Annotated in this window: 21 protein-coding genes, 2 tRNA genes and 3 rRNA genes; 19 read left to right on the forward strand and 7 right to left on the reverse strand. The window is 38.5% G+C overall.

Translation table 11 applies throughout. The features are described from left to right. Positions 1-275 precede the first annotated feature (275 nt). The 6 genes from MZO21_RS02155 (at position 276) to MZO21_RS02180 (ending at position 5,181) form a co-directional block, all read left to right on the forward strand. Positions 276-2,234 carry a lytic transglycosylase domain-containing protein gene (locus MZO21_RS02155; protein ID WP_407060884.1) on the forward strand — a complete coding sequence of 653 codons (1,959 nt, stop codon included), beginning with the start codon at positions 276-278 and terminating at the stop codon, positions 2,232-2,234. Between the two features lie 46 nt (positions 2,235-2,280). After that, positions 2,281-2,934: a ribonuclease T2 family protein gene (locus tag MZO21_RS02160; protein ID WP_407061100.1), complete on the forward strand. Its 654-nt coding sequence runs from the start codon at positions 2,281-2,283 to the stop codon at positions 2,932-2,934. Positions 2,935-3,105: 171 nt separating this feature from the next. Beyond that, positions 3,106-4,092, forward strand: coding sequence for a malate dehydrogenase (locus MZO21_RS02165; RefSeq protein WP_154773383.1), 987 nt, complete (start codon positions 3,106-3,108; stop codon positions 4,090-4,092). A 139-nt stretch (positions 4,093-4,231) separates the two neighbouring features. Continuing rightward, on the forward strand, positions 4,232-4,465 hold the full coding sequence (locus tag MZO21_RS02170; protein WP_154773384.1) for a DUF2789 family protein: 234 nt from the start codon (positions 4,232-4,234) through the stop codon (positions 4,463-4,465). A 115-nt stretch (positions 4,466-4,580) separates the two neighbouring features. Continuing rightward, positions 4,581-4,814: a DUF2789 family protein gene (locus MZO21_RS02175; protein WP_154773385.1), complete on the forward strand. Its 234-nt coding sequence runs from the start codon at positions 4,581-4,583 to the stop codon at positions 4,812-4,814. Between the two features lie 115 nt (positions 4,815-4,929). Beyond that, positions 4,930-5,181, forward strand: coding sequence for a DUF2789 family protein (locus tag MZO21_RS02180; protein ID WP_154773386.1), 252 nt, complete (start codon positions 4,930-4,932; stop codon positions 5,179-5,181). Between the two features lie 68 nt (positions 5,182-5,249). Here the strand turns inward: MZO21_RS02180 and MZO21_RS02185 are convergent, their stop codons facing one another. Together MZO21_RS02185 and MZO21_RS02190 are read right to left on the reverse strand one after the other, a co-directional pair. Then, positions 5,250-5,777 carry a hypothetical protein gene (locus tag MZO21_RS02185; protein ID WP_248103219.1) on the reverse strand — a complete coding sequence of 176 codons (528 nt, stop codon included), beginning with the start codon at positions 5,775-5,777 and terminating at the stop codon, positions 5,250-5,252. 58 nt (positions 5,778-5,835) lie between these two features. Then, a complete protein-coding gene (locus tag MZO21_RS02190) occupies positions 5,836-6,438 on the reverse strand; it encodes a 2OG-Fe(II) oxygenase (RefSeq protein ID WP_248103220.1) in 603 nt (200 codons plus the stop codon). Between the two features lie 110 nt (positions 6,439-6,548). Here MZO21_RS02190 and MZO21_RS02195 point away from each other — a divergent pair, with 110 nt between their 5' ends. The 9 genes from MZO21_RS02195 (at position 6,549) to MZO21_RS02235 (ending at position 16,978) form a co-directional block, all read left to right on the forward strand. Continuing rightward, complete coding sequence (locus MZO21_RS02195; protein ID WP_154773389.1) at positions 6,549-7,406, forward strand: 23S rRNA (adenine(2030)-N(6))-methyltransferase RlmJ; 858 nt, start codon at positions 6,549-6,551, stop codon at positions 7,404-7,406. A gap of 40 nt (positions 7,407-7,446) precedes the next feature. Further along, positions 7,447-8,274, forward strand: a complete 828-nt coding sequence (pssA, locus tag MZO21_RS02200; protein ID WP_154773390.1) for a CDP-diacylglycerol--serine O-phosphatidyltransferase — start codon at positions 7,447-7,449, stop codon at positions 8,272-8,274. A 23-nt stretch (positions 8,275-8,297) separates the two neighbouring features. Further along, positions 8,298-9,377: a DUF6670 family protein gene (locus tag MZO21_RS02205; protein WP_248103222.1), complete on the forward strand. Its 1,080-nt coding sequence runs from the start codon at positions 8,298-8,300 to the stop codon at positions 9,375-9,377. A gap of 432 nt (positions 9,378-9,809) precedes the next feature. Further along, positions 9,810-11,346 (forward strand): 16S ribosomal RNA (locus MZO21_RS02210). A gap of 60 nt (positions 11,347-11,406) precedes the next feature. Beyond that, positions 11,407-11,483, forward strand: a tRNA-Ile gene (locus MZO21_RS02215). 68 nt (positions 11,484-11,551) lie between these two features. Beyond that, positions 11,552-11,627, forward strand: a tRNA-Ala gene (locus MZO21_RS02220). Between the two features lie 374 nt (positions 11,628-12,001). Beyond that, positions 12,002-14,896, forward strand: a 23S ribosomal RNA gene (locus MZO21_RS02225). Between the two features lie 188 nt (positions 14,897-15,084). Then, positions 15,085-15,199: ribosomal RNA gene (gene rrf / locus MZO21_RS02230) — 5S ribosomal RNA — on the forward strand. Together the 16S, 23S and 5S rRNA genes with 2 tRNA genes alongside form the textbook arrangement of a ribosomal RNA operon. A 159-nt stretch (positions 15,200-15,358) precedes the next feature. Then, complete coding sequence (locus tag MZO21_RS02235) at positions 15,359-16,978, forward strand: Na/Pi symporter (RefSeq protein WP_171501205.1); 1,620 nt, start codon at positions 15,359-15,361, stop codon at positions 16,976-16,978. Here the strand turns inward: MZO21_RS02235 and MZO21_RS02240 are convergent. From MZO21_RS02240 to MZO21_RS02250, 3 genes are all read right to left on the reverse strand, one after another. Next, complete coding sequence (locus MZO21_RS02240) at positions 16,941-18,323, reverse strand: dihydrolipoyl dehydrogenase (protein WP_154772068.1); 1,383 nt, start codon at positions 18,321-18,323, stop codon at positions 16,941-16,943. The genes MZO21_RS02235 and MZO21_RS02240 overlap by 38 nt on opposite strands. Positions 18,324-18,529: 206 nt before the next feature. After that, positions 18,530-18,952, reverse strand: coding sequence for a beta-lactamase hydrolase domain-containing protein (locus MZO21_RS02245; RefSeq protein ID WP_154772069.1), 423 nt, complete (start codon positions 18,950-18,952; stop codon positions 18,530-18,532). After that, positions 18,945-19,280 carry a TIGR01244 family sulfur transferase gene (locus MZO21_RS02250; RefSeq protein WP_248101596.1) on the reverse strand — a complete coding sequence of 112 codons (336 nt, stop codon included), beginning with the start codon at positions 19,278-19,280 and terminating at the stop codon, positions 18,945-18,947. The genes MZO21_RS02245 and MZO21_RS02250 overlap by 8 nt, the downstream gene beginning before the upstream one ends. Before the next feature lie 134 nt (positions 19,281-19,414). On the opposite strand from MZO21_RS02250, the gene MZO21_RS02255 reads away from it, so the two are divergent. From MZO21_RS02255 to MZO21_RS02265, 3 genes are read left to right on the forward strand one after another with little or no spacing between them, the layout of a single operon-like run. Continuing rightward, positions 19,415-20,311 carry an alpha/beta hydrolase gene (locus MZO21_RS02255; protein WP_154772071.1) on the forward strand — a complete coding sequence of 299 codons (897 nt, stop codon included), beginning with the start codon at positions 19,415-19,417 and terminating at the stop codon, positions 20,309-20,311. Then, the gene (gene trxC / locus MZO21_RS02260) at positions 20,312-20,743 is read left to right on the forward strand and encodes a thioredoxin TrxC (protein ID WP_154772072.1); all 432 of its coding nucleotides are present in this window, start codon (positions 20,312-20,314) and stop codon (positions 20,741-20,743) included. An 18-nt stretch (positions 20,744-20,761) separates the two neighbouring features. Beyond that, the gene (locus tag MZO21_RS02265; protein WP_171501206.1) at positions 20,762-21,181 is read left to right on the forward strand and encodes an acyl-CoA thioesterase; all 420 of its coding nucleotides are present in this window, start codon (positions 20,762-20,764) and stop codon (positions 21,179-21,181) included. A 46-nt stretch (positions 21,182-21,227) separates the two neighbouring features. On the opposite strand, the gene MZO21_RS02270 is transcribed toward MZO21_RS02265, so the two are convergent. Then, on the reverse strand, positions 21,228-21,731 hold the full coding sequence (locus MZO21_RS02270) for a DUF4442 domain-containing protein (protein WP_248101591.1): 504 nt from the start codon (positions 21,729-21,731) through the stop codon (positions 21,228-21,230). Between the two features lie 26 nt (positions 21,732-21,757). Beyond that, positions 21,758-22,246 carry a YajQ family cyclic di-GMP-binding protein gene (locus MZO21_RS02275; RefSeq protein ID WP_154772074.1) on the reverse strand — a complete coding sequence of 163 codons (489 nt, stop codon included), beginning with the start codon at positions 22,244-22,246 and terminating at the stop codon, positions 21,758-21,760. 91 nt (positions 22,247-22,337) lie between these two features. On the opposite strand from MZO21_RS02275, the gene MZO21_RS02280 reads away from it, so the two are divergent. After that, on the forward strand, positions 22,338-22,652 hold the full coding sequence (locus MZO21_RS02280) for a rhodanese-like domain-containing protein (RefSeq protein ID WP_154772075.1): 315 nt from the start codon (positions 22,338-22,340) through the stop codon (positions 22,650-22,652). Positions 22,653-22,705: the final 53 nt, after the last annotated feature.

Below are 22,705 nucleotides of genomic sequence, written 5' to 3' on the forward strand. Positions count from 1 at the left end.
ATTCCACATGTGTTCTATCTGCACGATAAATATTGAGCAAAAAATCAAGGAATGTAAGAAGGCGCATAGTTTAGCAGGAAAATGTAAGAAATTTATAATTTAAAATAAGTGTGTATTTTTATTGATTTATGAAGGGAAAATGTTTGAAAATTAATATTGTTTAATCATAAGGTTACACAACAGAACAATAGAGTTATTTCAAAATAACTAAACTGTTAGGCGCTGTTGGTTAATTTCTATATATAAAAGGCACAGTAATGGAAGAAAGCACAAATATGCTCGCAATAATTAAAAAAGAAAAACAAGGTTATAAACGTCTTGTATTAAGTATGAGTTCTTTGTGTCTTTTTTCTTTTGCACATGCAGAAAATGAGCAGTTTAACGATGCTTTAAAGGCATCAAATGCTGGAAATACACAAGCCTTAGAACAATATCAAAATTCTATGCAAAATGATGTTTTGGGTTATTACCCAGAATATTGGCTATTAAATAGAAATTTAGCATCACAGCCTGCAAGTGCCATTATTAGTTTTGCTCAGCGCTATCCTCAATCTGCTATGGCTGAAAAACTTGCTGCCGATTATGTAGAAGAAAAAGTAAAACAAGCCGATTTTTCAAGTCCATTGCCCGTTTTGCAATATGTGACTAATCCAGATCAAGCGGAAAGTTGTGCAATGGCACAAGTTCGTGCACGTTCAGGCGATCCATTGGTTTATGCAGAATTTAAAGATGTTTGGTTAAGCACAAGCTCTCAATCTGATTTTTGTCATGGTTTGGCACGCATGATGTCATCTAGCCCTTTAATGACAAAAGAAGATAAAGAACAGCGTCTTTGGGGGCAATTGCGTTCAGGAAAAAGTGGTCAAGCTGTTACAACAGCACAAAGTTTAGGATTGAACTTAACGCTAGCTCAATTTAATTCTATTCAAGCAGCTCCTTTAAATTATATTTGGTCTGCACCTAAAAGTACGGATGCAGATTATGCATATTTAATTTTTGCGATTGGGCGTTTGGCAGAAACAGATTTAAACTCAGCACTATCTTCGGTAAAACGTAGCGCTGAAGGCACACCTGAGATTATCCAAAAAGCGTTATACAGAACTGTTGGTTACATTGGTGGCACAACAGTGATGAAAAACAACTTCAATAAAGAAGTTTTAGATGTTTTAGATGCAAGTTATGGCTTGCCATTTAGCCCAGAAGAGGCGGAAATTTATGCACGTCAAGCAATTCGTTTTAGTGGCTGGGAAAGTTTAATTCGTGCAATTGATGCAATGTCAGTTACTCAGCGTGAAGAAGATCGTTGGCAATATTGGTTGGCTCGTGCATATGAACAGCGCACAGATTCAGCTTCACAACGTACATCAAAAGAAATTTTTAAGAAATTGGCTGAAGGTACGGGTTATCACAACTTATTAGCCAAAGACCATGTTGGGCAAACTTATAACTTATCATCTAGTTATGAACCATCAAATAAAGATATTCAACGTTTAAGCCAAGATATTCATTTTAATCGTGCATTTGCTTTACGAGATATTAATGCACCTGTCACGTATATTAATCGTGAATGGAATTGGGCAGTTCGACAAGCATATTTAAAACATGATGATGAACTGATTCTTGCAGCAGCAAAACGTGCAACAGACATGGGGTGGTATGATCGTGCAATTTATGCGGCAGATCGTACGGTAAGTAAATCAAACCATCTTTATGGTTATGCAACACCACACAGAGGTTATGTTGTAAGTCATAGTCAAAATGCTGGAATTGATCCTGCATGGGCGTACGGAATTATGCGTCAAGAAAGTCGCTTTAATACTGCTGCGCGTTCGCATGTTGGGGCAGGCGGTTTAATGCAAATCATGCCTGAAACTGCAAAATTGGTTGCACGTAAAATGGGTGAAACTTACAACCCTGCTGCGTTATCAGACATGAATGTAAATATTAGATATGGGACTTATTACTTATCGACTATTCAAAGTCAGCTCAGTAATAATGCAGTGATTGCCACAGCAGGCTATAACGCAGGACCAAATAGAGCACGTCGTTGGCAGCCTGAATATCAAACTATTGCAGCAGATCAATACACAGAAACTATTCCGCTAAGTGAAACTCGTGATTACGTAAAACACGTTATGACAAATGCAGTTCATTATGGTTTATTACTTGGTCAAGGTCCACAATCTATTGGAAAACGTATGCAAGTTATTCCTATGCGAAACGTAACTCAATAGTGGTAATACACGGTTAAAGCCAGTTGCTTTATTAGGTAAGGTAAAGATGAGAAAAGGGTTTCAGCAAAAAATGATAAAACGAAGCATGCTTGTTATAAGCACGCTTTGTTCATGCTTTGTGACATCTTATCTTTATGCAAATAAACCTGTGGGATACGTTTTAGATATTCAAATGACACCTGCAATTTGTTTGCTAGATACATCTAAAGTAAAAAAACGAAAGTGTATGGAAGGTTATACATTAAATATTGAGGGTTTATATCCTGAAACCACGAGTAAGAACTGCTCTACAGACACCTCAGCAACTTTACAGCCTTTACAAGCAAAAGTTGTTGCGCGTGTAATGCCCGATGAGGCAGCTCGACGCCAATTGTGGGCTGCTGTAGGTGGTTGTACGGGAACAAATGCAAGTCGATATTTTAGAACCGTAATTAACTATGCAGAGCGTTTAAAAATTCCTTCGGTTATGACAGGGCAGGAAACTAAACAAATTCATACTATTTCTTTACAGACCATGTTTGTACGTTTAAATAAAGGTTTATCTGCAAATAGTATTCGTTTTCAATGTATGAAACATCGTAATACAACCTACTTAACATCTTTAAATATATGTTATGCGCCAGATGGTCAATATAAAGCCTGTTCCAATAAAGTCGTTTCAAATTGCACAGGAACTTTTACAATTAAAGGCTCTTACTAAGCTTTTTTAGATTTTAATTTATATTTTCTATCAGACTTTTGTTCAATTAGATTCTGTTTTACATGCATCGTACGAATGATTGGAGTACAATCTTTGCCGTTTATGATGATTAAGATTAAATAGAACAGCTATTTAATTGCATTGACTATCCTCTCAATTGGAGATAATTACATGAAGCAAGCAGTTCGTGTTGCCGTTACTGGCGCAGCTGGTCAAATTGGTTATAGCTTATTATTCCGTATCGCAAGCGGTGAAATGTTGGGTAAAGACCAACCAGTTATTCTTCAATTATTAGAAGTTCCTTTTGAGAAAGCTCAACAAGCGCTTAAAGGCGTAATGATGGAGCTTCAGGACTGTGCATTCCCACTTCTAGAAGACATGATTGGTACTGATGATCCTAAAGTTGCATTTAAAGATGCTGACTATGCATTATTAGTTGGTTCACGTCCTCGTGGTCCTGGTATGGAACGTGCTGACTTATTAAAAGTAAACGGCGAAATCTTTATTGGTCAAGGTCAAGCGCTTAACGAAGTTGCTAGCCGTGACGTTAAAGTTCTTGTTGTAGGTAACCCTGCTAACACTAACGCTTACATCGCTATGAAATCTGCTCCAGATCTTCCAGCGAAAAACTTCACAGCAATGTTACGTCTTGACCATAACCGTGCAGCTTCTCAAATTGCTGCTAAAACTGGTAAAGCAGTTAAAGACATCAAAAACCTTACTGTTTGGGGTAACCACTCTCCAACAATGTATGCTGACTACCGTTTTGCAACAATCAACGGTGAAAGCGTTAAAGACATGATCAACGACCAAGATTGGAATGCAAACACATTCCTTCCTACAGTTGGTAAGCGCGGCGCTGCAATTATTGAAGCTCGTGGTCTTTCTTCTGCTGCTTCTGCTGCTAATGCTGCAATCGACCATATGCGCGATTGGGCTCTTGGCACAAATGGCGAATGGGTAACTATGGGTATTCCTTCAGACGGTTCGTATGGTATTCCTGAAGGCGTAATGTTTGGTTTCCCTGTTACAACTGAAAATGGCGAATACAAGATTGTTCAAGGTCTTGAAATCGACGAATTCAGCCGTGACCGTATCAACTTCACGTTGAACGAACTTGAAGAAGAGCGCGCAGCAATTGCTGACATGCTTAAATAATTTAATCTTTCCAGATTAAGTTTAAAAAGGGACCCCATTTGGGGTGCCTTTTTTAAATAAAAATAAAGTGAAAAATATATGTAATTTAAAAAAAATCTGTTATAAATGATTAAATAATAATAATTTTAAGGAGATAACAATGCAAAATGTACAAATCACATTGGAGACGTTATTTCAAACCTTGGGGCTTGCTTCCGATGAAAAAGATATGGATCTTTTTGTAGATAATCATCAATTAGATGCAAGTGTAAAACTAGAAAATGCACCATTTTGGAATGATGAGCAGCGTCAAATTTTAGCAAACTACAAATCAACCAATGAAGAGTGGGTAATTATAATTGATTTGCTTGATGAGCTTTTACATGGCGAATAATAAAAGCAGTTAGAATGTGTATAAGTGACTGAAAGTATTGTGTAAAAAACAACAGTCCATAAAAATATTATCGTTAAATTTAAAGATCTAAATATGAAAATATAAGGATCAAAGAATGCTAGATATGGACGTAACACAAGAATTATTGTTTCAACAACTCGGTTTAGACAGCTCAAAAGAAGGAATTGAAAAATTTATCGATACACATCGATTAGATTTGAATACAGCTATGCCCGCAGCAGATTTTTGGACAGACTCGCAAAGTAATTTTCTAATTAGTCATTGGGGAAAAGATGACGAGTGGTCTATGGTGATAGATCAGTTAAATGAACAACTTCATAATGATTAATTAAGTTATAAATAGAAACAAATTATTTAGACACATCGCTAGTTTTATTTGTTTAATTCTTATAAGCTGATTAAATAACAAACTACAAATAAGCTGATAAGGAGGGCGAAAGCTCATGCAGAACAAACCATCCTTAGAATTATTATTTTCACAACTTGGGTTAGCAAATAGTGCAGCTGCAATAGAATTGTATGTACGTACACATCAGCTACCAGCCAATGTGTCACTTCACGATGCGCCTTTTTGGAATAAAGCGCAGCGCTCACTTCTCATTAGCCATTTAGTTCAAGATGATGATTGGGCAATATGGGTAGATGAATTAAATCAACAACTACATTTAGATGCTTATAAGTTACAAGCTGTTTGAACTAATTTCTTTCATAAAAATAAAAGCCTCAATTGAGGCTTTTATTTTTGCTATTTATTATTTGAGAGTTAATGAAGCTTGCTTTGAACAATCTGATTAAACCATTTTTCATCTTTAAATGTTTTGAACGCAGCGTGTTGCATCAAAATTTCTAAATCGTAAATTGGTGTTTTACTATATTTAGTCAGCCAATGGCGTGTCATTGAAGGCTCATTTTTTATTGAAGATACATAAGCCAAGAAGAAATAAATGTCGCCGTGTTCAAAATGAGCCATCGGCTTCATAATTTGCTGGGTAATAATGGCATAACGCTGTTCTTGGGTTATTTCAAAAAACATCATATATGCTTTAGCCAAATGCAATGATAGGTTGATATACAACTCTAACGGCATTTCTTCAAACTCAACACGCGCTTGTTCTAAAAGTACAATCGCTTCTTGTAAAAAATGAACTTTTTCTTGGCGATGTTCGCTAATTTCAACCAATTGAAGACGTAAGTCTGCACGTTCCAATGCAAGAACAGGCGTATTTTCTTGTAAAAAAAGTTGGTCAGTTTCGCCAAGACGTTGAATAATTGTCTTTGTGTTTTCGCGCATTGGAAACATCCTCATTGAATCATCTTCACTATATGAGGATGTTTTTTGGAATTTAAAGTTACAAAATAGAATCGTTGTGACGAAGCCATGCAGTAATAGATAGTCTTTGATGCTTTGCTTTTAAAACTTCGTGTAATAAATCACTTTGAAACAAAGCGACTCTATTAGGTTTAGGTTGTAGCGTATGCCATTGATCATTTTTATCTTGTAGGCGTAATTCACCACCCCAATCATCTTGCCAATCTTCATGTAAATAATAAACTGCAGAAATGATGCGACCATTTTTACCTTGTGGATTATCACGGTGCAAAGCATAAAACTCACCTGAGTTATAGCAAGCAAAGTGAGCTTCTATATTATTGATTCCTAAATAAAATGCACGATTAAATTGTTCTGTAAGTACATAAAGTGTTTTTGTATGTTGATGCGATATTTTTAATTCTTCATGTAGCCATAAAATATGATCGCTACGTATATTTGAAACAATTCCATTTTGAATCGCAGCATCTCTAAACTGATTTAAATGAGATGTGCATTCCTCTACAAGTTGATGAATATATTCAGAAGAATAAGCGTCATCAATGATAGAGAAGCCGTGTTGATCTAAATCATCTAAGATTTGATCAACATTCCAAGACTTTGGGAGAAGGACTGCTTCCATCGCTTAAAACTCAAAATAAAAAAATGTGTCTGCTATTAGAACAAGATATGCTTCTGAATGAAACTAAATTTCATGCTAAAATACTCGTTGATATGAGGAATAAATGAAACATGAATTACCGTCACCATTACCATGCAGGCAACTTTGCCGATGTCATGAAGCATGTCCTATTGCTTCAATTACTGACTCGACTCAATGCAAAAGATAAACCTTATCGCTATGTAGATACGCATGGTGGTGCTGGTAAATATGATTTATCAACATCTGAAGCGCAAAAGTCAGGTGAGTTTTTAACGGGTATTCACCGTTTAGTTAAACTAGATGATTCTATTAAACGCAATGCGCCAGAAGGTGTTCAACAATATTTAAAAGTTGTTGAAAACATGCGTGAAAACTTTGGTAAGGGTGCATACCCAGGCTCGCCATGGTTTGCGCTTGAAGGCATGCGTGAAATAGATAAAGCCACAATTTTTGAAATGCAACGTGATGTTTTTCAACAATTACGTCATAACATTTTTGACAAGCGTGCAGGCTTACATGAGCGTGATGCTTATGAAGGTCTTTTAGGTGTTATTCCGCCGAAAGAAAAACGTGGTTTAGTGATGATCGATCCTCCATATGAAGTGGAGCGTAAAGATTTTCCTCAACTTGTTGAATTAATTGTTGCTGCATACAAAAAATGGCCTACGGGCGTATTTGCGATTTGGTATCCAATTAAAGACCGCGCGATGATTGAACGTTTTGAAAAGAAAATGTTTAAAACAGGTATTCGTCGTCAGTTGGTGTGTGAAGTATGTGTATGGCCAGATGACACACCTGTTGGTCTAAATGGTTGTGGTTTGTTGGTGATTAACCCACCATGGAAGTTTTCTGAAGATGCTGATGAGGCGTTACAATGGTTATTCCCACATTTACGCATGAGCGAAAATGGCGGACATGCTGCTGTACGTTGGTTAGTTGGCGAATAAGTTAAAATGAATCAGAAATGGTCACATTTAGGAATGAAGAATGACAAATACAAATAAACCTGAACGGGAAATATCTTCAACGAAAGAAAGTACCTTTGATGGAATTACTTTCGAAGTTGAAGAGGAAGAGCATACCCATGAAGGGCAGAAAGTAAAACGTCGTGGCATTTACTTGTGGCCAAATCTAATAACAACGGCTGCGTTGTTGTCTGGTTTTTACTCCATTATTGCAAGTATGAATCAAGACTATACGCATGCTGTTTATGCAATTTTTATTGCAGCATTATTAGATGGTTTAGATGGTCGTGTAGCACGTGCAATTGGTGCGCAGAGCCCATTTGGCGAACAGTTTGATTCATTGTCGGATTTGCTTGCTTTTGGTGTAGCACCAGCCATTTTAATGTATAGCTGGAGCCTTCACGATTTAGGTCGTATTGGTTTGGCAGCTTGTTTTGTGTATACCGCATGTGCAGCATTCCGTCTAGCACGTTTTAATGTACAAATTGGCGTGGTCGATAAACGCTACTTTATTGGTGTTGCAAGCCCACTTGCAGCAGTCATGATTATTTCACTTGTACTTGTTGCACGAGATTTTCCAGAATTCTTCAACTTGCAAGAACTTGGTGGTCAAATTTTAAATGCTGTAATTATTATTGCAGTTGGTTTATTAATGATTTCCAACATTAAATATTATTCATTTAAAACAGTAGAGCGTAAACGCGTTCCATTTTTTGTATTACCTATTATCGTATTTGTATTTGCCGCGATGACTTACAATATCCCAGTAGGCATATTTGTGATCTCAATTATTTATGCATTATCTGGTTTTGTTACAACATTCTTAGCGCGAAATAATCCCAAAACATGATGAATTAAAATGAGGAGTTCGATATGGCGTTGTTTTTCGATTTATTAGATCAATCAAAACAATGTAATCGAGCTTCTCAGAATTCACTCGATCAACTGCCTTTTCATGCTCCAAATAATAAATATAAAATTACGCATCACGCACTTATCATTCCAAATCTTCCTGCGCCTTTACATTATTTTAATTTCTATAGTTTACTGGGGCAGCCTAATGCACTTGCTTTGCAAAATGAAAGTAGTATCAATACAAGTCCTTTAGATACGGCAATAGTCTTTAATAGTGTAAGTGGAAAAATGGCAGGATGCTTACATTCATATTCAATGGAAAAAGACTGTTCATTTTTACAAAATCAATTTCAATTCTCAGATTGTGAAAGAATTCAGGGGGAATTTCCTAATTTTCAAATAGAGCGAGAAGATGCAGAATTAAGTTTCAAAATAAAAATTACGGCTACAAATACTGTTTCACACTTTATTAAATTAAGAATGACATTGGCGGAGCATTGGTCATTATTGTGTAGATGCGAAGGTGAGATTATTTATCAGAAACAAAAAATAGAAATTAATCATCTGGGGACATTTGATTTTGCAAGAACAATAAATTTTCCATATATCCCATTTGCTTTTTATAGCTATCAAATTGTTAATCTAAAAAATGATAGACAACTTATTTGTATACAAATAAGAAATGAGATAAATGAAATTTTACAATCACGAATTTATTTAAGAGATGGAATTAAACAAACAACGCAGATGTTTGATGAGTCCGTAGAATTTAATATTTATAGAATATATCCACAAATTACAACGCCAAATGGTCATCAAATGTATTTGCCAAGAGAGTTTGAATGGAAACATATCAATAAAGATGGCATTCAAATCATTTTAACCGCGCAGAGTCGGGGAGATTTTAAGTTTGGACTTGGTGCTGGATATGTTGGGAGCTTTAATTATTCTGTAAATATCAATAATGATGAGGAAATTGGCGAAGGTGGCTACTGTGAATACATCGATTGTCGCGCTTTAAAGTGGCAAGAACAAAATAAAGAAGATAAAAATATAAAAAATACAGCTAATTTTGTCCCATTTTTAACCAAAAGATAATAAAAGCAGTGGTTTTTGTAGAATAAATAAGCAGATGGTGTTTTTTGTTTGAAAATAGGGTTGCATTGGTTTTGAAATACTGTAGAATGCACATCCATCGGCGGTGATGAAGATTAAAACATCTTGATAAACAGTAACTTAGCACAAAGTGTTAAGATTGGGTTTTGAAAAGAAAGTTTAAAAATAATTTGAATTACTGATTGACTTTCTGAAAAGAAAGCGTAATATAGCCGACCTAGCTTGCTGGTGACGAACCAACAAGAAGATCATTAAGAGATTATGAAGAACAACTTGTGTGGATTTTTACTGATTGATCAATCGAAATTATTTTCATTGATTTGAAGGTAGAAATTACTCGAAGTTTATTTGAGAAATATTTGTCAGAAAATTGATGAGCCAAGATTGGTACCCTTTAAAGGTACTACTGATTTTAAACTGAAGAGTTTGATCATGGCTCAGATTGAACGCTGGCGGCAGGCTTAACACATGCAAGTCGAGCGGATGAAAGTAGCTTGCTACAGGATTCAGCGGCGGACGGGTGAGTAATGCTTAGGAATCTACCTATTAATGGGGGACAACAGTTGGAAACGGCTGCTAATACCGCATACGCCCTACGGGGGAAAGCAGGGGATCTTCGGACCTTGCGTTAATAGATGAGCCTAAGTCAGATTAGCTAGTTGGTGGGGTAAAGGCCTACCAAGGCGACGATCTGTAGCGGGTCTGAGAGGATGATCCGCCACACTGGGACTGAGACACGGCCCAGACTCCTACGGGAGGCAGCAGTGGGGAATATTGGACAATGGGGGGAACCCTGATCCAGCCATGCCGCGTGTGTGAAGAAGGCCTTTTGGTTGTAAAGCACTTTAAGCGAGGAGGAGGCTACCGAGATTAATACTCTTGGATAGTGGACGTTACTCGCAGAATAAGCACCGGCTAACTCTGTGCCAGCAGCCGCGGTAATACAGAGGGTGCGAGCGTTAATCGGATTTACTGGGCGTAAAGCGTGCGTAGGTGGTCTTTTAAGTCGGATGTGAAATCCCTGAGCTTAACTTAGGAATTGCATTCGATACTGGGAGACTAGAGTATGGGAGAGGATGGTAGAATTCCAGGTGTAGCGGTGAAATGCGTAGAGATCTGGAGGAATACCGATGGCGAAGGCAGCCATCTGGCCTAATACTGACACTGAGGCACGAAAGCATGGGGAGCAAACAGGATTAGATACCCTGGTAGTCCATGCCGTAAACGATGTCTACTAGCCGTTGGGGCCTTTGAGGCTTTAGTGGCGCAGCTAACGCGATAAGTAGACCGCCTGGGGAGTACGGTCGCAAGACTAAAACTCAAATGAATTGACGGGGGCCCGCACAAGCGGTGGAGCATGTGGTTTAATTCGATGCAACGCGAAGAACCTTACCTGGTCTTGACATAGTAAGAACTTTCCAGAGATGGATTGGTGCCTTCGGGAGCTTACATACAGGTGCTGCATGGCTGTCGTCAGCTCGTGTCGTGAGATGTTGGGTTAAGTCCCGCAACGAGCGCAACCCTTTTCCTTATTTGCCAGCACTTCGGGTGGGAACTTTAAGGATACTGCCAGTGACAAACTGGAGGAAGGCGGGGACGACGTCAAGTCATCATGGCCCTTACGACCAGGGCTACACACGTGCTACAATGGTCGGTACAAAGGGTTGCTACCTCGCGAGAGGATGCTAATCTCAAAAAGCCGATCGTAGTCCGGATCGCAGTCTGCAACTCGACTGCGTGAAGTCGGAATCGCTAGTAATCGCGGATCAGAATGCCGCGGTGAATACGTTCCCGGGCCTTGTACACACCGCCCGTCACACCATGGGAGTTTGTTGCACCAGAAGTAGGTAGTCTAACCGCAAGGAGGACGCTTACCACGGTGTGGCCGACGACTGGGGTGAAGTCGTAACAAGGTAGCCGTAGGGGAACCTGCGGCTGGATCACCTCCTTAACGAAAGATTGACGATTGGTAAGAATCCACAACAAGTTGTTCTTCATACGATGTACCTGAGGGTCTGTAGCTCAGTTGGTTAGAGCACACGCTTGATAAGCGTGGGGTCACAAGTTCAAGTCTTGTCAGACCCACCACTACTGACGAAGCAATTAATTGCAGAGTAAGACAGAGAATCAGAGACATTGAATCTATATGATAAGCTGGGGACTTAGCTTAGTTGGTAGAGCGCCTGCTTTGCACGCAGGAGGTCAGGAGTTCGACTCTCCTAGTCTCCACCATATATCGTTTACGATATATAAGCTGAGAGATTATAGAATTTAGTAAATTAAACGATAGAGTTTAAGTTTATTAAGTTCTGTGATTTATCACAGTTTCTAGACCTGACGAAGGCTAGAAAAATCATTAACAGAATATATTTGAGTTGAAATAATTTGTTCATAACTCATCAAACTTAAAAACGAAGAAGCAATTCTGAGTTTACGAGAATGATGATTTACTAGCGATTAAACTGAATCAAGCGTTTTGGTATATGAATCTAATTGAAGCTGTACAGTGCTTAAGTGCACAGACGCCAACTGTATGATTGACTAACTTGTTAGTTGATCTGTTGCTAATCCTACTTGTAGGGATTAACGACTGTTTGGGGTTGTATAGTCAAGTAATTAAGTGCATGTGGTGGATGCCTTGGCAGTCAGAGGCGATGAAAGACGTAATAGCCTGCGATAAGCTCCGGGGAGGCGGCAAATATCCTGTGATCCGGAGATTTCTGAATGGGGAAACCCACTTACCATAAGGTAGGTATTGCAACATGAATACATAGTGTTGCAAGGCGAACGAGGGGAAGTGAAACATCTCAGTACCCTTAGGAAAAGAAATCAATTGAGATTCCCTCAGTAGCGGCGAGCGAAAGGGGAACAGCCCATTAAGTCATATAAGTTCTAGTGGAATGCTCTGGGAAGTGCAACCATAGTGGGTGATAGTCCTGTACACGAAAGGGCTTATATGATGATGTCGAGTAGGGCGGGGCACGTGAAACCTTGTCTGAATATGGGGGGACCATCCTCCAAGGCTAAATACTCCTGACTGACCGATAGTGAACCAGTACCGTGAGGGAAAGGCGAAAAGAACCCCTGTGAGGGGAGTGAAATAGATCCTGAAACCGCATGCATACAAGCAGTGGGAGCCGGCATTGTGTCCGGTGACTGCGTACCTTTTGTATAATGGGTCAGCGACTTATGTTCAGTAGCAAGGTTAACCGAATAGGGGAGCCGTAGAGAAATCGAGTCTTAATAGGGCGTTTAGTTGCTGGGCATAGACCCGAAACCAGGTGATCTATCCATGAGCAGGTTGAAGGTTGGGTAACACTAACTGGAGGACCGAACCCACTGTCGTTGAAAAGCCAGGGGATGACTTGTGGATAGGGGTGAAAGGCTAATCAAACTTGGTGATAGCTGGTTCTCCCCGAAAGCTATTTAGGTAGCGCCTCGGACGAATACCATTGGGGGTAGAGCACTGTTTCGGCTAGGGGGTCATCCCGACTTACCAAACCGATGCAAACTCCGAATACCAATGAGTACTATCCGGGAGACAGACTGCGGGTGCTAACGTCCGTAGTCAAGAGGAAAACAATCCAGACCGCCAGCTAAGGCCCCAAAATTATAGTTAAGTGGGAAACGATGTGGGAAGGCATAGACAGCTAGGAGGTTGGCTTAGAAGCAGCCACCCTTTAAAGAAAGCGTAATAGCTCACTAGTCGAGTCGGCCTGCGCGGAAGATGTAACGGGGCTAAAACTATATGCCGAAGCTGCGGATTTGCAATTTATTGCAAGTGGTAGGGGAGCGTTCTGTAAGCCGATGAAGGTGGATTGAGAAGTCTGCTGGAGGTATCAGAAGTGCGAATGCTGACGTGAGTAACGACAAAACGGGTGAAAAACCCGTTCGCTGAAAGACCAAGGGTTCCAGTCCAACGTTAATCGGGGCTGGGTGAGTCGACCCCTAAGGCGAGGCCGAGAGGCGTAGTCGATGGGAAATTGGTTAATATTCCAATACTTCTGTGTAATGCGATGAGAGGACGGAGAAAGTTAAGTCAGCCTGGCGTTGGTTGTCCAGGTGAAAGGTTGTAGGCATGTATCTTAGGCAAATCCGGGGTACTCTATGCTGAGAACTGATAGCAAGCTAATTTATTAGCGAAGTGGCTGATACTATACTTCCAGGAAAAGTCTCTAAGCTTCAGTTACACAGGAATCGTACCCGAAACCGACACAGGTGGTCAGGTCGAGTAGACCAAAGCGCTTGAGAGAACTCTGCTGAAGGAACTAGGCAAAATGGTACCGTAACTTCGGGAGAAGGTACGCTGCTGACGGTGATGGAACTTGCTTCCTGAGCTATCGGCAGCCACAGAAACCAGGCCCCTGCAACTGTTTATTAAAAACATAGCACTCTGCAAACACGAAAGTGGACGTATAGGGTGTGATGCCTGCCCGGTGCTGGAAGGTTAATTGATGGGGTTAGCGTAAGCGAAGCTCTTGATCGAAGCCCCAGTAAACGGCGGCCGTAACTATAACGGTCCTAAGGTAGCGAAATTCCTTGTCGGGTAAGTTCCGACCTGCACGAATGGCATAATGATGGGGGCGCTGTCTCCAGCAGAGGCTCAGTGAAATCGAATTCGCCGTGAAGATGCGGTGTACCCGCGGCTAGACGGAAAGACCCCGTGAACCTTTACTGCAGCTTGACATTGAACTTTGATCTTACTTGTGTAGGATAGGTGGGAGGCTTTGAAACCGCGACGCTAGTTGCGGTGGAGCCAATCTTGAAATACCACCCTGGTAATATTGAGGTTCTAACTCTGCTCCATAATCTGGAGCGAGGACCATGTCTGGTGGGTAGTTTGACTGGGGCGGTCTCCTCCTAAAGAGTAACGGAGGAGTACGAAGGTGCGCTCAGCGTGGTCGGAAATCACGCGTAGAGTATAAAGGCAAAAGCGCGCTTAACTGCGAGACCCACAAGTCGAGCAGGTACGAAAGTAGGTCTTAGTGATCCGGTGGTTCTGTATGGAAGGGCCATCGCTCAACGGATAAAAGGTACTCTGGGGATAACAGGCTGATACCGCCCAAGAGTTCATATCGACGGCGGTGTTTGGCACCTCGATGTCGGCTCATCTCATCCTGGGGCTGAAGCAGGTCCCAAGGGTATGGCTGTTCGCCATTTAAAGAGGTACGCGAGCTGGGTTTAGAACGTCGTGAGACAGTTCGGTCCCTATCTACCGTGGGCGTTGGAAATTTGAGAGGATCTGCTCCTAGTACGAGAGGACCAGAGTGGACGAACCTCTGGTGTACCGGTTGTGACGCCAGTCGCATCGCCGGGTAGCTATGTTCGGAAGGGATAACCGCTGAAAGCATCTAAGCGGGAAGCCTACCTCAAGATAAGATTTCCCTAGGACTTTATGTCCTCTAAAGAGCCGTTGAAGACTACGACGTTGATAGGTTGGATGTGGAAGCATAGTGATATGTGAAGCTGACCAATACTAATTGCTCGTGAGGCTTGACTATACAACACCCAAACAGTTGTTGTATAAAAGCTCAATTGATTCGATATTAAGCAAAATAGCTTGATTCAGAAGAAAGTTAGTAAGACAATGTTCAACTCAGATATACCTGTTAATGTATTCTATTTGGTACGAAGTAAGGCATACATCAAATGATGTAAATAAGACCCGAAATAGTCCATAAACAGTTGTGCTGGCGACAATAGCAAGAGTGAACCACCTGATCCCTTCCCGAACTCAGAAGTGAAACCTCTTTGCGCTGATGGTAGTGTGGGGTTACCCATGTGAGAGTAAGTCATCGCCAGCTCATTAATTCTAAAAACCCCCTCCAATACGGAGGGGGTTTTTTTATGCGCGGGGAAAGATAATAGTGAATCATCGTGCTAATAACTAATTTGATTGCTTTTGAAACTGATCAAAGTGTGATTAAATAATTAATATTTATAAATATTATAAAGGCTGATCTGTGTTTGATGGGGTGTTACAACTTTTAGGAGGAATTGGTTTATTTCTTCTTGGCATGACATTAATGACCGATAGTCTAAAAGAAATTGCGGGAACATCTTTACGTCAATGGTTATCCAAATTTACAGGTTCACCAATTAAAGCCATAAATTCCGGCATAATCTTCACATTGATCGTTCAATCATCTACAGCGACTACACTTGCAACAATTGGTTTTGTAAGTGCAAGCGTATTGACCTTTTCACAATCCATTGGCGTTATTGTTGGTGCAAACATAGGAACAACAAGTACAGGATGGATGGTTGCTTTATTGGGTGTTAAATTCTCAATAGGTCAATTTGCTTTACCTTTTATTGCATTGGGAGCTTTATTAAAAGTTCTAGGTGGTGCACGTTGGTCTTTATTGGGCTTGGTTCTTGCTGGTTTTGGTTTGATTTTTTATGGAATTGAGCTATTACAGATTGCGATGGCCGATCTATCTAAACAGATAGATTTATCAATTTTTACGACTTCTACATTTTTTGCTAAATTGTTGCTAGTTCTTGTCGGATTAATCATGACGATTATCTTGCAGTCTTCAAGTGCTGCAATTACAACAACTATTGCCGCTTTAGCAAGTCAGATGATCCAGCTTGAACAGGCACTATTTTTAATTATTGGACAAAATATAGGTACGGTTGCAACGGCAATTTTAGCATCATTAAGTACAACTGCGAATGCAAAACGTACGGCTTTATCACATTTGCTTTTTAATGTTATTGCTGCAATTTTTGCATTTTTTATTCTGGTACCCATGATTTTATGGGGATATGGCAATATAAAATTCATTAGTAGTTTTGAGCAGGTTATTATTGTTGCTGCATTCCATACAGTATTTAGTCTGTGTGGAGCATTATTATTTATGCCGTTTTTAGAACAGGTTAAAGCCTTAATCTATAAACTAATTCCAAGTGATGAAGATGCACTTTTGACTTATTTAGATGATTCTAGTTTGTCATTTCCAAGTGTTGCGATTGCAAATGCTAAAAATGTGATTTTTCAATCAATATCATTACAACTTAATTGGATTGCCTCAGGATTAAAAGAGGAGCATATACCATCAGCACAACAAATTAAGCAACAAGATGTATTAATCGAAAGACTAGAAGAATACTTATCTAAAATTATTGTTGTTGAAAAAAGTAAAGATCAATATGATTTGTTTCAGTTACTTAGAATAATGGTGTATTTGAAAGTTTTTAGAAGCGATATTGAGCAAATGGCATATGTTAAACAGCTTAGAACTCAACCTGCATTGTTTCAAATTGCTTTAGATTATTTAGATATTTTGGGTGAAGATATTCATCATGCTTTAAATTTAAGTGATAGTTCAAAAAATAAAAGTCTATTGTCTGAACTACTTCATTTAAAAAAATGGAATGAAGAGCATCGAGATCAAATTCGTGAAACTATACATGAATATGCCGCTTCTAATCATCTTAGTGCATCACAAACTATTGAATTACTCGCTTCTCAGCGTTGGTTAGTGCGTTTTATTGCACATCACCAACGCTTTATGAATGTTCTATCAACACAAACTGAAGTTAATGAGCCACATTTAGCTGACGTCGAGCATGTTTAAACGCAGTTCTTAAGCCTTCTTCTAATGTTGGATGGTAATACGCTTGATCAAGTACTTCATCTAAAGTTATGTCTTGATGAATCATCCAAGAAAGTAGATGTGCCATATGTTCAGCTGAATCTACAAATAGTTCTGCACCTAAGAGTTTTCTTGATTTTTTATCAATATAAACTTCAATGGCTCCTTTATTTTTACCTAGAACAATTGCACGTCCTTGTTTTTCGTACGAAACAAAACCTGTAATAAAATCGATGTTTTGTTGTTTTAACCGTTTAAAGCTTTGTCCTGCTGTTGCCATTTCAGGAGAGCTGAACACAATTCCTAAAGAAGTTAGTGTCTTAATATTTTTTACTTGTGGATAATTTAAACAGTTATGAACAGAACCTCTGCCTTCGTTGGCAGCTTCATGTTGAAGTGGGGTGGTTGTGAGTGCATCCCCTGTAATAAATATTGGGAAATCTGCGAGTTGTTTAGTTTCACTATGAACAGGTAAGTTTCTAATATTTTCAAAATCCTTTGAAATACTGCTTAAATTTAAAGTGTTTAAGTAACTTTTTCGACCTGTAGCAACAAGTAGAAATTCAACATTTATATTTTTAGATTCATTATTTTCTGTAAATTTAATATTCACACCCTTTTCAGTTTTATTGACTGAGTCTGGTAGAACTTCAAACTTGATATTAAGTTCTTTATTAAGAGTTTGTTGTGCTAACTCCTGTAAGTTTGAACTTGTTAAAGAACCTACTTTTTTACTTCTAGCGAATATTGTTGTATTTACACCTAAGCGATGCATAGCTTGAGCAAGCTCAATCGCAATTACGCCACTACCAATGACCGCAATAGATTTAGGAAGTGTTTCTAATTCAAAAACTTGATCTGAAGTAATTAAGTGCTCACCTAATTCATCTTTCCATTTTTGATCAAATGTAGGCGTAGAGCCAACTGCAAGAATAAAGGATTTTGCTTGATATTCTTTATTATTCACTAGAATTGTATTGGCATTTTTAAATGATGCTTTGCCTGAAATTTTATGTTCACTTGGCCAACTATTCACATCTCTAATTGTGGCTGCTGTAAAACGATCTCGTAATTGTCGAACATGCGACATTACATTTGAAGTATCTATTTTACTTTCTACATTGAGTGAAACTTCTTCTGCATGTTGAATATCATACATACGGTTTGCCGTAGAAATAAGGACTTTGCTTGGCATGCAACCTACTCGGGCACAGGTTGTATCCCAAGGGCCATCATTAATAATTAGAATGTTTTGTGTGTGTTTAATGGCTTCTTTATAAGCCGCAATGCCTGCTGTACCAGCGCCAATAATAATGATGTCATACATAATAAATAAAATTATTTGAAAGAATTTATAGTATTCATACCATATTTAACGGTTTTAATTATGCTTATTTGTAAATAAAAAACGGCAATTAATTGCCGTTTTAAAAAGCTTATATTGTTGTGCCCATACTAATGCCAACAGTAGGTTTAAGTTCCATAGAGCTACATCCAAAAAGTGATGCAGAGCAAAGTAGGACGATAAGAAGTTTATTCATGGAGTAAGCCTTGTGATTTTGCTTGATTGAATAATGCGCTAGAGCGAGTTCCGCTTCGGCAAACCATTAAAATAGGTTTTGGTAGCTCATTATAATATTTGGCAAATTCGTGAATGTCTGTTTGAGTAATTTTACCGCTCATGACAGGTTGGTAAATTACACTAACATGTTGACGTTCTGCAATTTCTCTTAATTCACTTACTTTAACTTTATTGCCATCTTCTTCATCTGGTCTATTCACAACAACAGATTTAAAACCTTGTTGCATAAGTTGACTAAACTTTTCCGAAGACATTTGCCCTGTAACACTAACGTTATTAGTTAGGGCTTTACTTAAACCGTTTTCGGCAAAAGTTGCCGTTGAAAAACAAAAAATCAAACAACAAATAAGTCTATTAAAGACGTGATTAGTCATCCAATAAATCCATTTGTTTTGCAAGTTGAAATAAATTATTTGAGCGATTACCCGTACGGCAGAACATTAAAACAGGTTTAGGTAACTCGTTATAATGATTAGCAAAAGCACGTACATCTAATTCTGTAATTTGACCTGCAACAACAGGCTGATAAACATAATCTAAGCCAGCAGAGCGAGCTGATTCTTCAATGAGAGCACTTGTTGGTTGGCTAGGACCACCTTCCATATCTGGACGGTTATTAATAATAGATTTAAAACCTTTTTCAACCACTTGAGAAATATGTTCTGGTGCAATTTGACCTGCAAAACCTACATTTTCACTCATTTCATTACTCCATAAGTTCATCAATACATTTATGCTTTATGATAGCATTATGATGAAAAGGGAACGCATTGTTCTTTAATTTTAAGCTAAGTTTTTATGCATATAGATAATTAAAAAATTGCAATGGAGTGCATATGTTCGCTTATACCGTAGAGCCCTTATATGTAAAAAGTGGGCAAGATGTCATTGCAGCAGATTTTTATCATCCTAAAAATATAGAAAAACCACCTGTTATTATTATGGCGCACGGTTTGGCAGCGTTAAGACAATTTAAGTTGGTTCAATTTGCGAAACGATTTGCTCGTACTGGATATGCCGTTGTTTTATTTGATTATAGATATTGGGGTGGAAGTACAGGACGACCACGTGAATTAGTATCTTTAAAAGCACAGCTCGAAGATTGGCGAACAATGATTTCTCATTTAAGCGAGCGTCAATCTATAGATGCAGAGCGAATGATTTTATGGGGTACAGGTTTAAGCGGTGGTTATGTTTTATCTTTAGCGGCAACTTTAGCAAATATTAAGGCAGTCATTACTCAAGTTCCTTATGTGGATGGAACTGCAAGCGTAAAACGTTATCCGCTACAACAATTATCAATAGCACTAAAAATATCTACTCAAGATTATATGGGTGCTAAAGTTGGAATGTTGCCCAAAACACTTCCTGTAGTAGATACATCCGAATTATGTTTTATGCCATCTAAAGATAGTTATGAAGGATTTTTATCTATTCTAAATACAGATTATTTTTGGAGTGGTGAAATTCCTGCAAGAGCATTTTTTAGTTTAATGCGCTATAGACCAATACAAGTGGTACGACAAATTAAGGTTCCTGTTTTATTTATAGCCGCTTTAGAAGATAGTGTTGTTCCTATTGAGGCAAGTCGTGAAACAGTCACAAATATTGCGCCATATGTGGAATATCATGAGTGGGATATAAAGCATTATGATATTTTTCATGGTAAATGGTTTGAAAAAGCAATTTCAACTCAATTAGAATTTCTACAACAGCATTTAGGAGTCCGTTAGATGATTATTGTATGCCCTGAATGTGGAGCAAAGAACCGTGTACCTGAGGAAAACTTTTTCCAAAATCCATCATGTGGACAGTGTCACGAAGCATTAATTACATTAATGCCAATAGAGTTGAATGAACAAAATTTTAGTAATTTTATTAGTCATAGTGATTTACCCATTTTGATTGATTTGTGGGCAGAGTGGTGTGGACCTTGTAAAATGATGGCTCCACACTTTGCTCAAGTTGCAAAGCTCTATCCTAATGTAGTTTTTGCTAAAATTGATACCGAAGCAAACCCAAGATTAAGTGCTGCATTTAATATTCGAAGTATTCCGACTCTGGTTTTGATGAATAAAACCAACGAAATTGCTAGAATAAGCGGAGCATTAAGATCTACCGAGCTAAAAGAGTGGTTAGATCAACAGCTAAATGCCCAGAAATAAACCAAATTTGGAGAGAACGTGTCAGATTCTTACGTAAAGCCTGAAGGTACTCTATCCCTTCAAACCATTGCAATGCCTGCAGATACTAACTGGAGTGGCGATGTATTTGGTGGTTGGATTGTGTCGCAAATGGATTTGGCTGGTGCAATTCATGCAGAGCGTTTTAGTAAAGGGCGTTGTGCAACCATTTCAATTAATCAAATGACATTCCTTGTACCTGTAAAAGTAGGGGATGTGATTAGTTGTTATACCAAAATTCTAAAAGTTGGTAATACATCAATTCAAATGCAAATTGAAGTTTGGGATAGTCACGATAGTTCACGTGAAGCAAAACGTGTAACTGAAGGTGTTTTTACTTTTGTTGCTGTAGATGTTAAAGGCAATAAACGCCAAATTCCTGAAGAAGTTAAGCAGAAATTTGCTGAAGATCAAAAGTAATTCATAAAAAATCCCAGATATAAATCTGGGATTTTTATTTTAAAGATCAATTCTTTTTCAATTGATCTTTAGATACCCAAGCCCACAGCATTTCACATTGAATAGGCTCTTCGTTGCTTTCATCTGTTACAGATACAGCCACTAAAGTTTCGCCTTTATCTGTGCTTTGCATTAACTGCTGTTGTTCGGCAGTTAAAGTAGCTACAGCAGTCATGGCACCTTTAGTTGGCCGTTTAAAATCGACCTTAAAGCTTTTAATGAGCACAATTGCAGTATCTGGAACATTCATTGCTGTTACAAATCCTGTTGCCGTTTCCGCAATAAGTGCCATTGCACATGCATGAATTTGTCCAATATGGTTTTGCATAGCTTTGTGATTCGCAAGTTGAACCACAACTTTATTAGGCAACATTTCCAAATATTGAACTTTTGCTGTACCTACCATAGGCACGACTCGACCAAAAGCTCGACTCCACAAAGCATTACGAACTCTTTTGGGAAATTTAGAGGTCGTTTTAACAAGTTTAGATAAGCGATTGATCTGAGTCATGAGTATCCTCTTTAGGCAATCCTGCCTTAATCTTTAAAGTTATTGAACTGTAAAGGTACGCCAAATTGTTGCTCTTTTAAGAAAGCCATAATTTGTTGCAAAGTATCGCGTTTTTTATCTGTCACGCGAATTTTGTCACCTTGAATAGAAGATTGCGCTTTAATGCCACTTTCTTTAATGGCTTTATTAATTTTTTTTGCAGTATCTGAGTCAAGACCATCTTTAAGTTTGATGATTTGAATGACATTTTTACCAGATGCAGTCATTTTTTGTGGATCAAGCGCTTGAATATCTACTTTACGTTTAAAGAAGTGATTTTCAAGCATGCTATAAACTTGTTCACATTGGAAATCACTTTCAGTTGAAATTTTGATTTCTTTATTTTTTTCACTCAATTCAATTTTTACGTCTTGTCCACGGAAATCGAAACGTGTTGCAATTTCTTTTTCAGTGTTCTGAACTGCATGATTTACTTCAAAAATCTCTAATTCTGAAACAATATCGAAAGATGGCATATTTTAGACCTTTACAAGTGGAAAGAATATCTGAGATGCTAGGGATGTTTTCTTCATTTGCCAAGTGCTGTTTACATCAAAGGAGTGCGTAATGATCCGTAAACAAGATATTACTACATTTGAGTTTCCAGAAAATTCAATTATCTGGGATGTACGAGATACAAATGCGTTTGCTGAAGCACACGTTAAAGGTGCTGTTAATCAGCCCATTACTAGCTTATCAGCAGATAGTTTAACTCAAGTGGCAACGGATCAACCCATTTACATTTTATGTGGTGGTGGTAGTAAAGCACCTCGTGCTGCTGAATTATTAGAAGGCTTTGATAGTCAGCGTGAATATGTTGTATTAATGGGTGGCACACGTGCTGCTCGTGATGCAGGCTTGCCTTTAGAACAAGGCGCATAAAAGCTAAAAAATAAAAAAGCGCCGAAAGGCGCTTTTTTTGTCATGAAATTTTT

Origin of the sequence: Acinetobacter portensis, assembly GCF_023158935.1 — a bacterium.
GTDB lineage: Bacteria > Pseudomonadota > Gammaproteobacteria > Pseudomonadales > Moraxellaceae > Acinetobacter > Acinetobacter faecalis.

Bases quoted from the DNA above. Each gene is read 5' to 3' on its own strand.
- trxC (WP_154772072.1), top strand. From the start codon at position 20,312: ATGATTATTGTATGCCCTGAATGTGGAGCAAAGAACCGTGTACCTGAG.
- MZO21_RS02205 (WP_248103222.1), top strand. From the start codon at position 8,298: ATGGCGTTGTTTTTCGATTTATTAGATCAATCAAAACAATGTAATCGA.
- MZO21_RS02175 (WP_154773385.1), top strand. From the start codon at position 4,581: ATGCTAGATATGGACGTAACACAAGAATTATTGTTTCAACAACTCGGT.
- MZO21_RS02275 (WP_154772074.1), bottom strand. From the start codon at position 22,246: ATGCCATCTTTCGATATTGTTTCAGAATTAGAGATTTTTGAAGTAAAT.
- MZO21_RS02190 (WP_248103220.1), bottom strand. From the start codon at position 6,438: ATGGAAGCAGTCCTTCTCCCAAAGTCTTGGAATGTTGATCAAATCTTA.
- MZO21_RS02280 (WP_154772075.1), top strand. From the start codon at position 22,338: ATGATCCGTAAACAAGATATTACTACATTTGAGTTTCCAGAAAATTCA.
- MZO21_RS02270 (WP_248101591.1), bottom strand. From the start codon at position 21,731: ATGACTCAGATCAATCGCTTATCTAAACTTGTTAAAACGACCTCTAAA.
- MZO21_RS02195 (WP_154773389.1), top strand. From the start codon at position 6,549: ATGAATTACCGTCACCATTACCATGCAGGCAACTTTGCCGATGTCATG.
- MZO21_RS02165 (WP_154773383.1), top strand. From the start codon at position 3,106: ATGAAGCAAGCAGTTCGTGTTGCCGTTACTGGCGCAGCTGGTCAAATT.
- pssA (WP_154773390.1), top strand. From the start codon at position 7,447: ATGACAAATACAAATAAACCTGAACGGGAAATATCTTCAACGAAAGAA.
- MZO21_RS02160 (WP_407061100.1), top strand. From the start codon at position 2,281: ATGAGAAAAGGGTTTCAGCAAAAAATGATAAAACGAAGCATGCTTGTT.
- MZO21_RS02255 (WP_154772071.1), top strand. From the start codon at position 19,415: ATGTTCGCTTATACCGTAGAGCCCTTATATGTAAAAAGTGGGCAAGAT.
- MZO21_RS02250 (WP_248101596.1), bottom strand. From the start codon at position 19,280: ATGAGTGAAAATGTAGGTTTTGCAGGTCAAATTGCACCAGAACATATT.
- MZO21_RS02185 (WP_248103219.1), bottom strand. From the start codon at position 5,777: ATGCGCGAAAACACAAAGACAATTATTCAACGTCTTGGCGAAACTGAC.
- MZO21_RS02170 (WP_154773384.1), top strand. From the start codon at position 4,232: ATGCAAAATGTACAAATCACATTGGAGACGTTATTTCAAACCTTGGGG.
- MZO21_RS02155 (WP_407060884.1), top strand. From the start codon at position 276: ATGCTCGCAATAATTAAAAAAGAAAAACAAGGTTATAAACGTCTTGTA.
- MZO21_RS02180 (WP_154773386.1), top strand. From the start codon at position 4,930: ATGCAGAACAAACCATCCTTAGAATTATTATTTTCACAACTTGGGTTA.
- MZO21_RS02245 (WP_154772069.1), bottom strand. From the start codon at position 18,952: ATGACTAATCACGTCTTTAATAGACTTATTTGTTGTTTGATTTTTTGT.
- MZO21_RS02240 (WP_154772068.1), bottom strand. From the start codon at position 18,323: ATGTATGACATCATTATTATTGGCGCTGGTACAGCAGGCATTGCGGCT.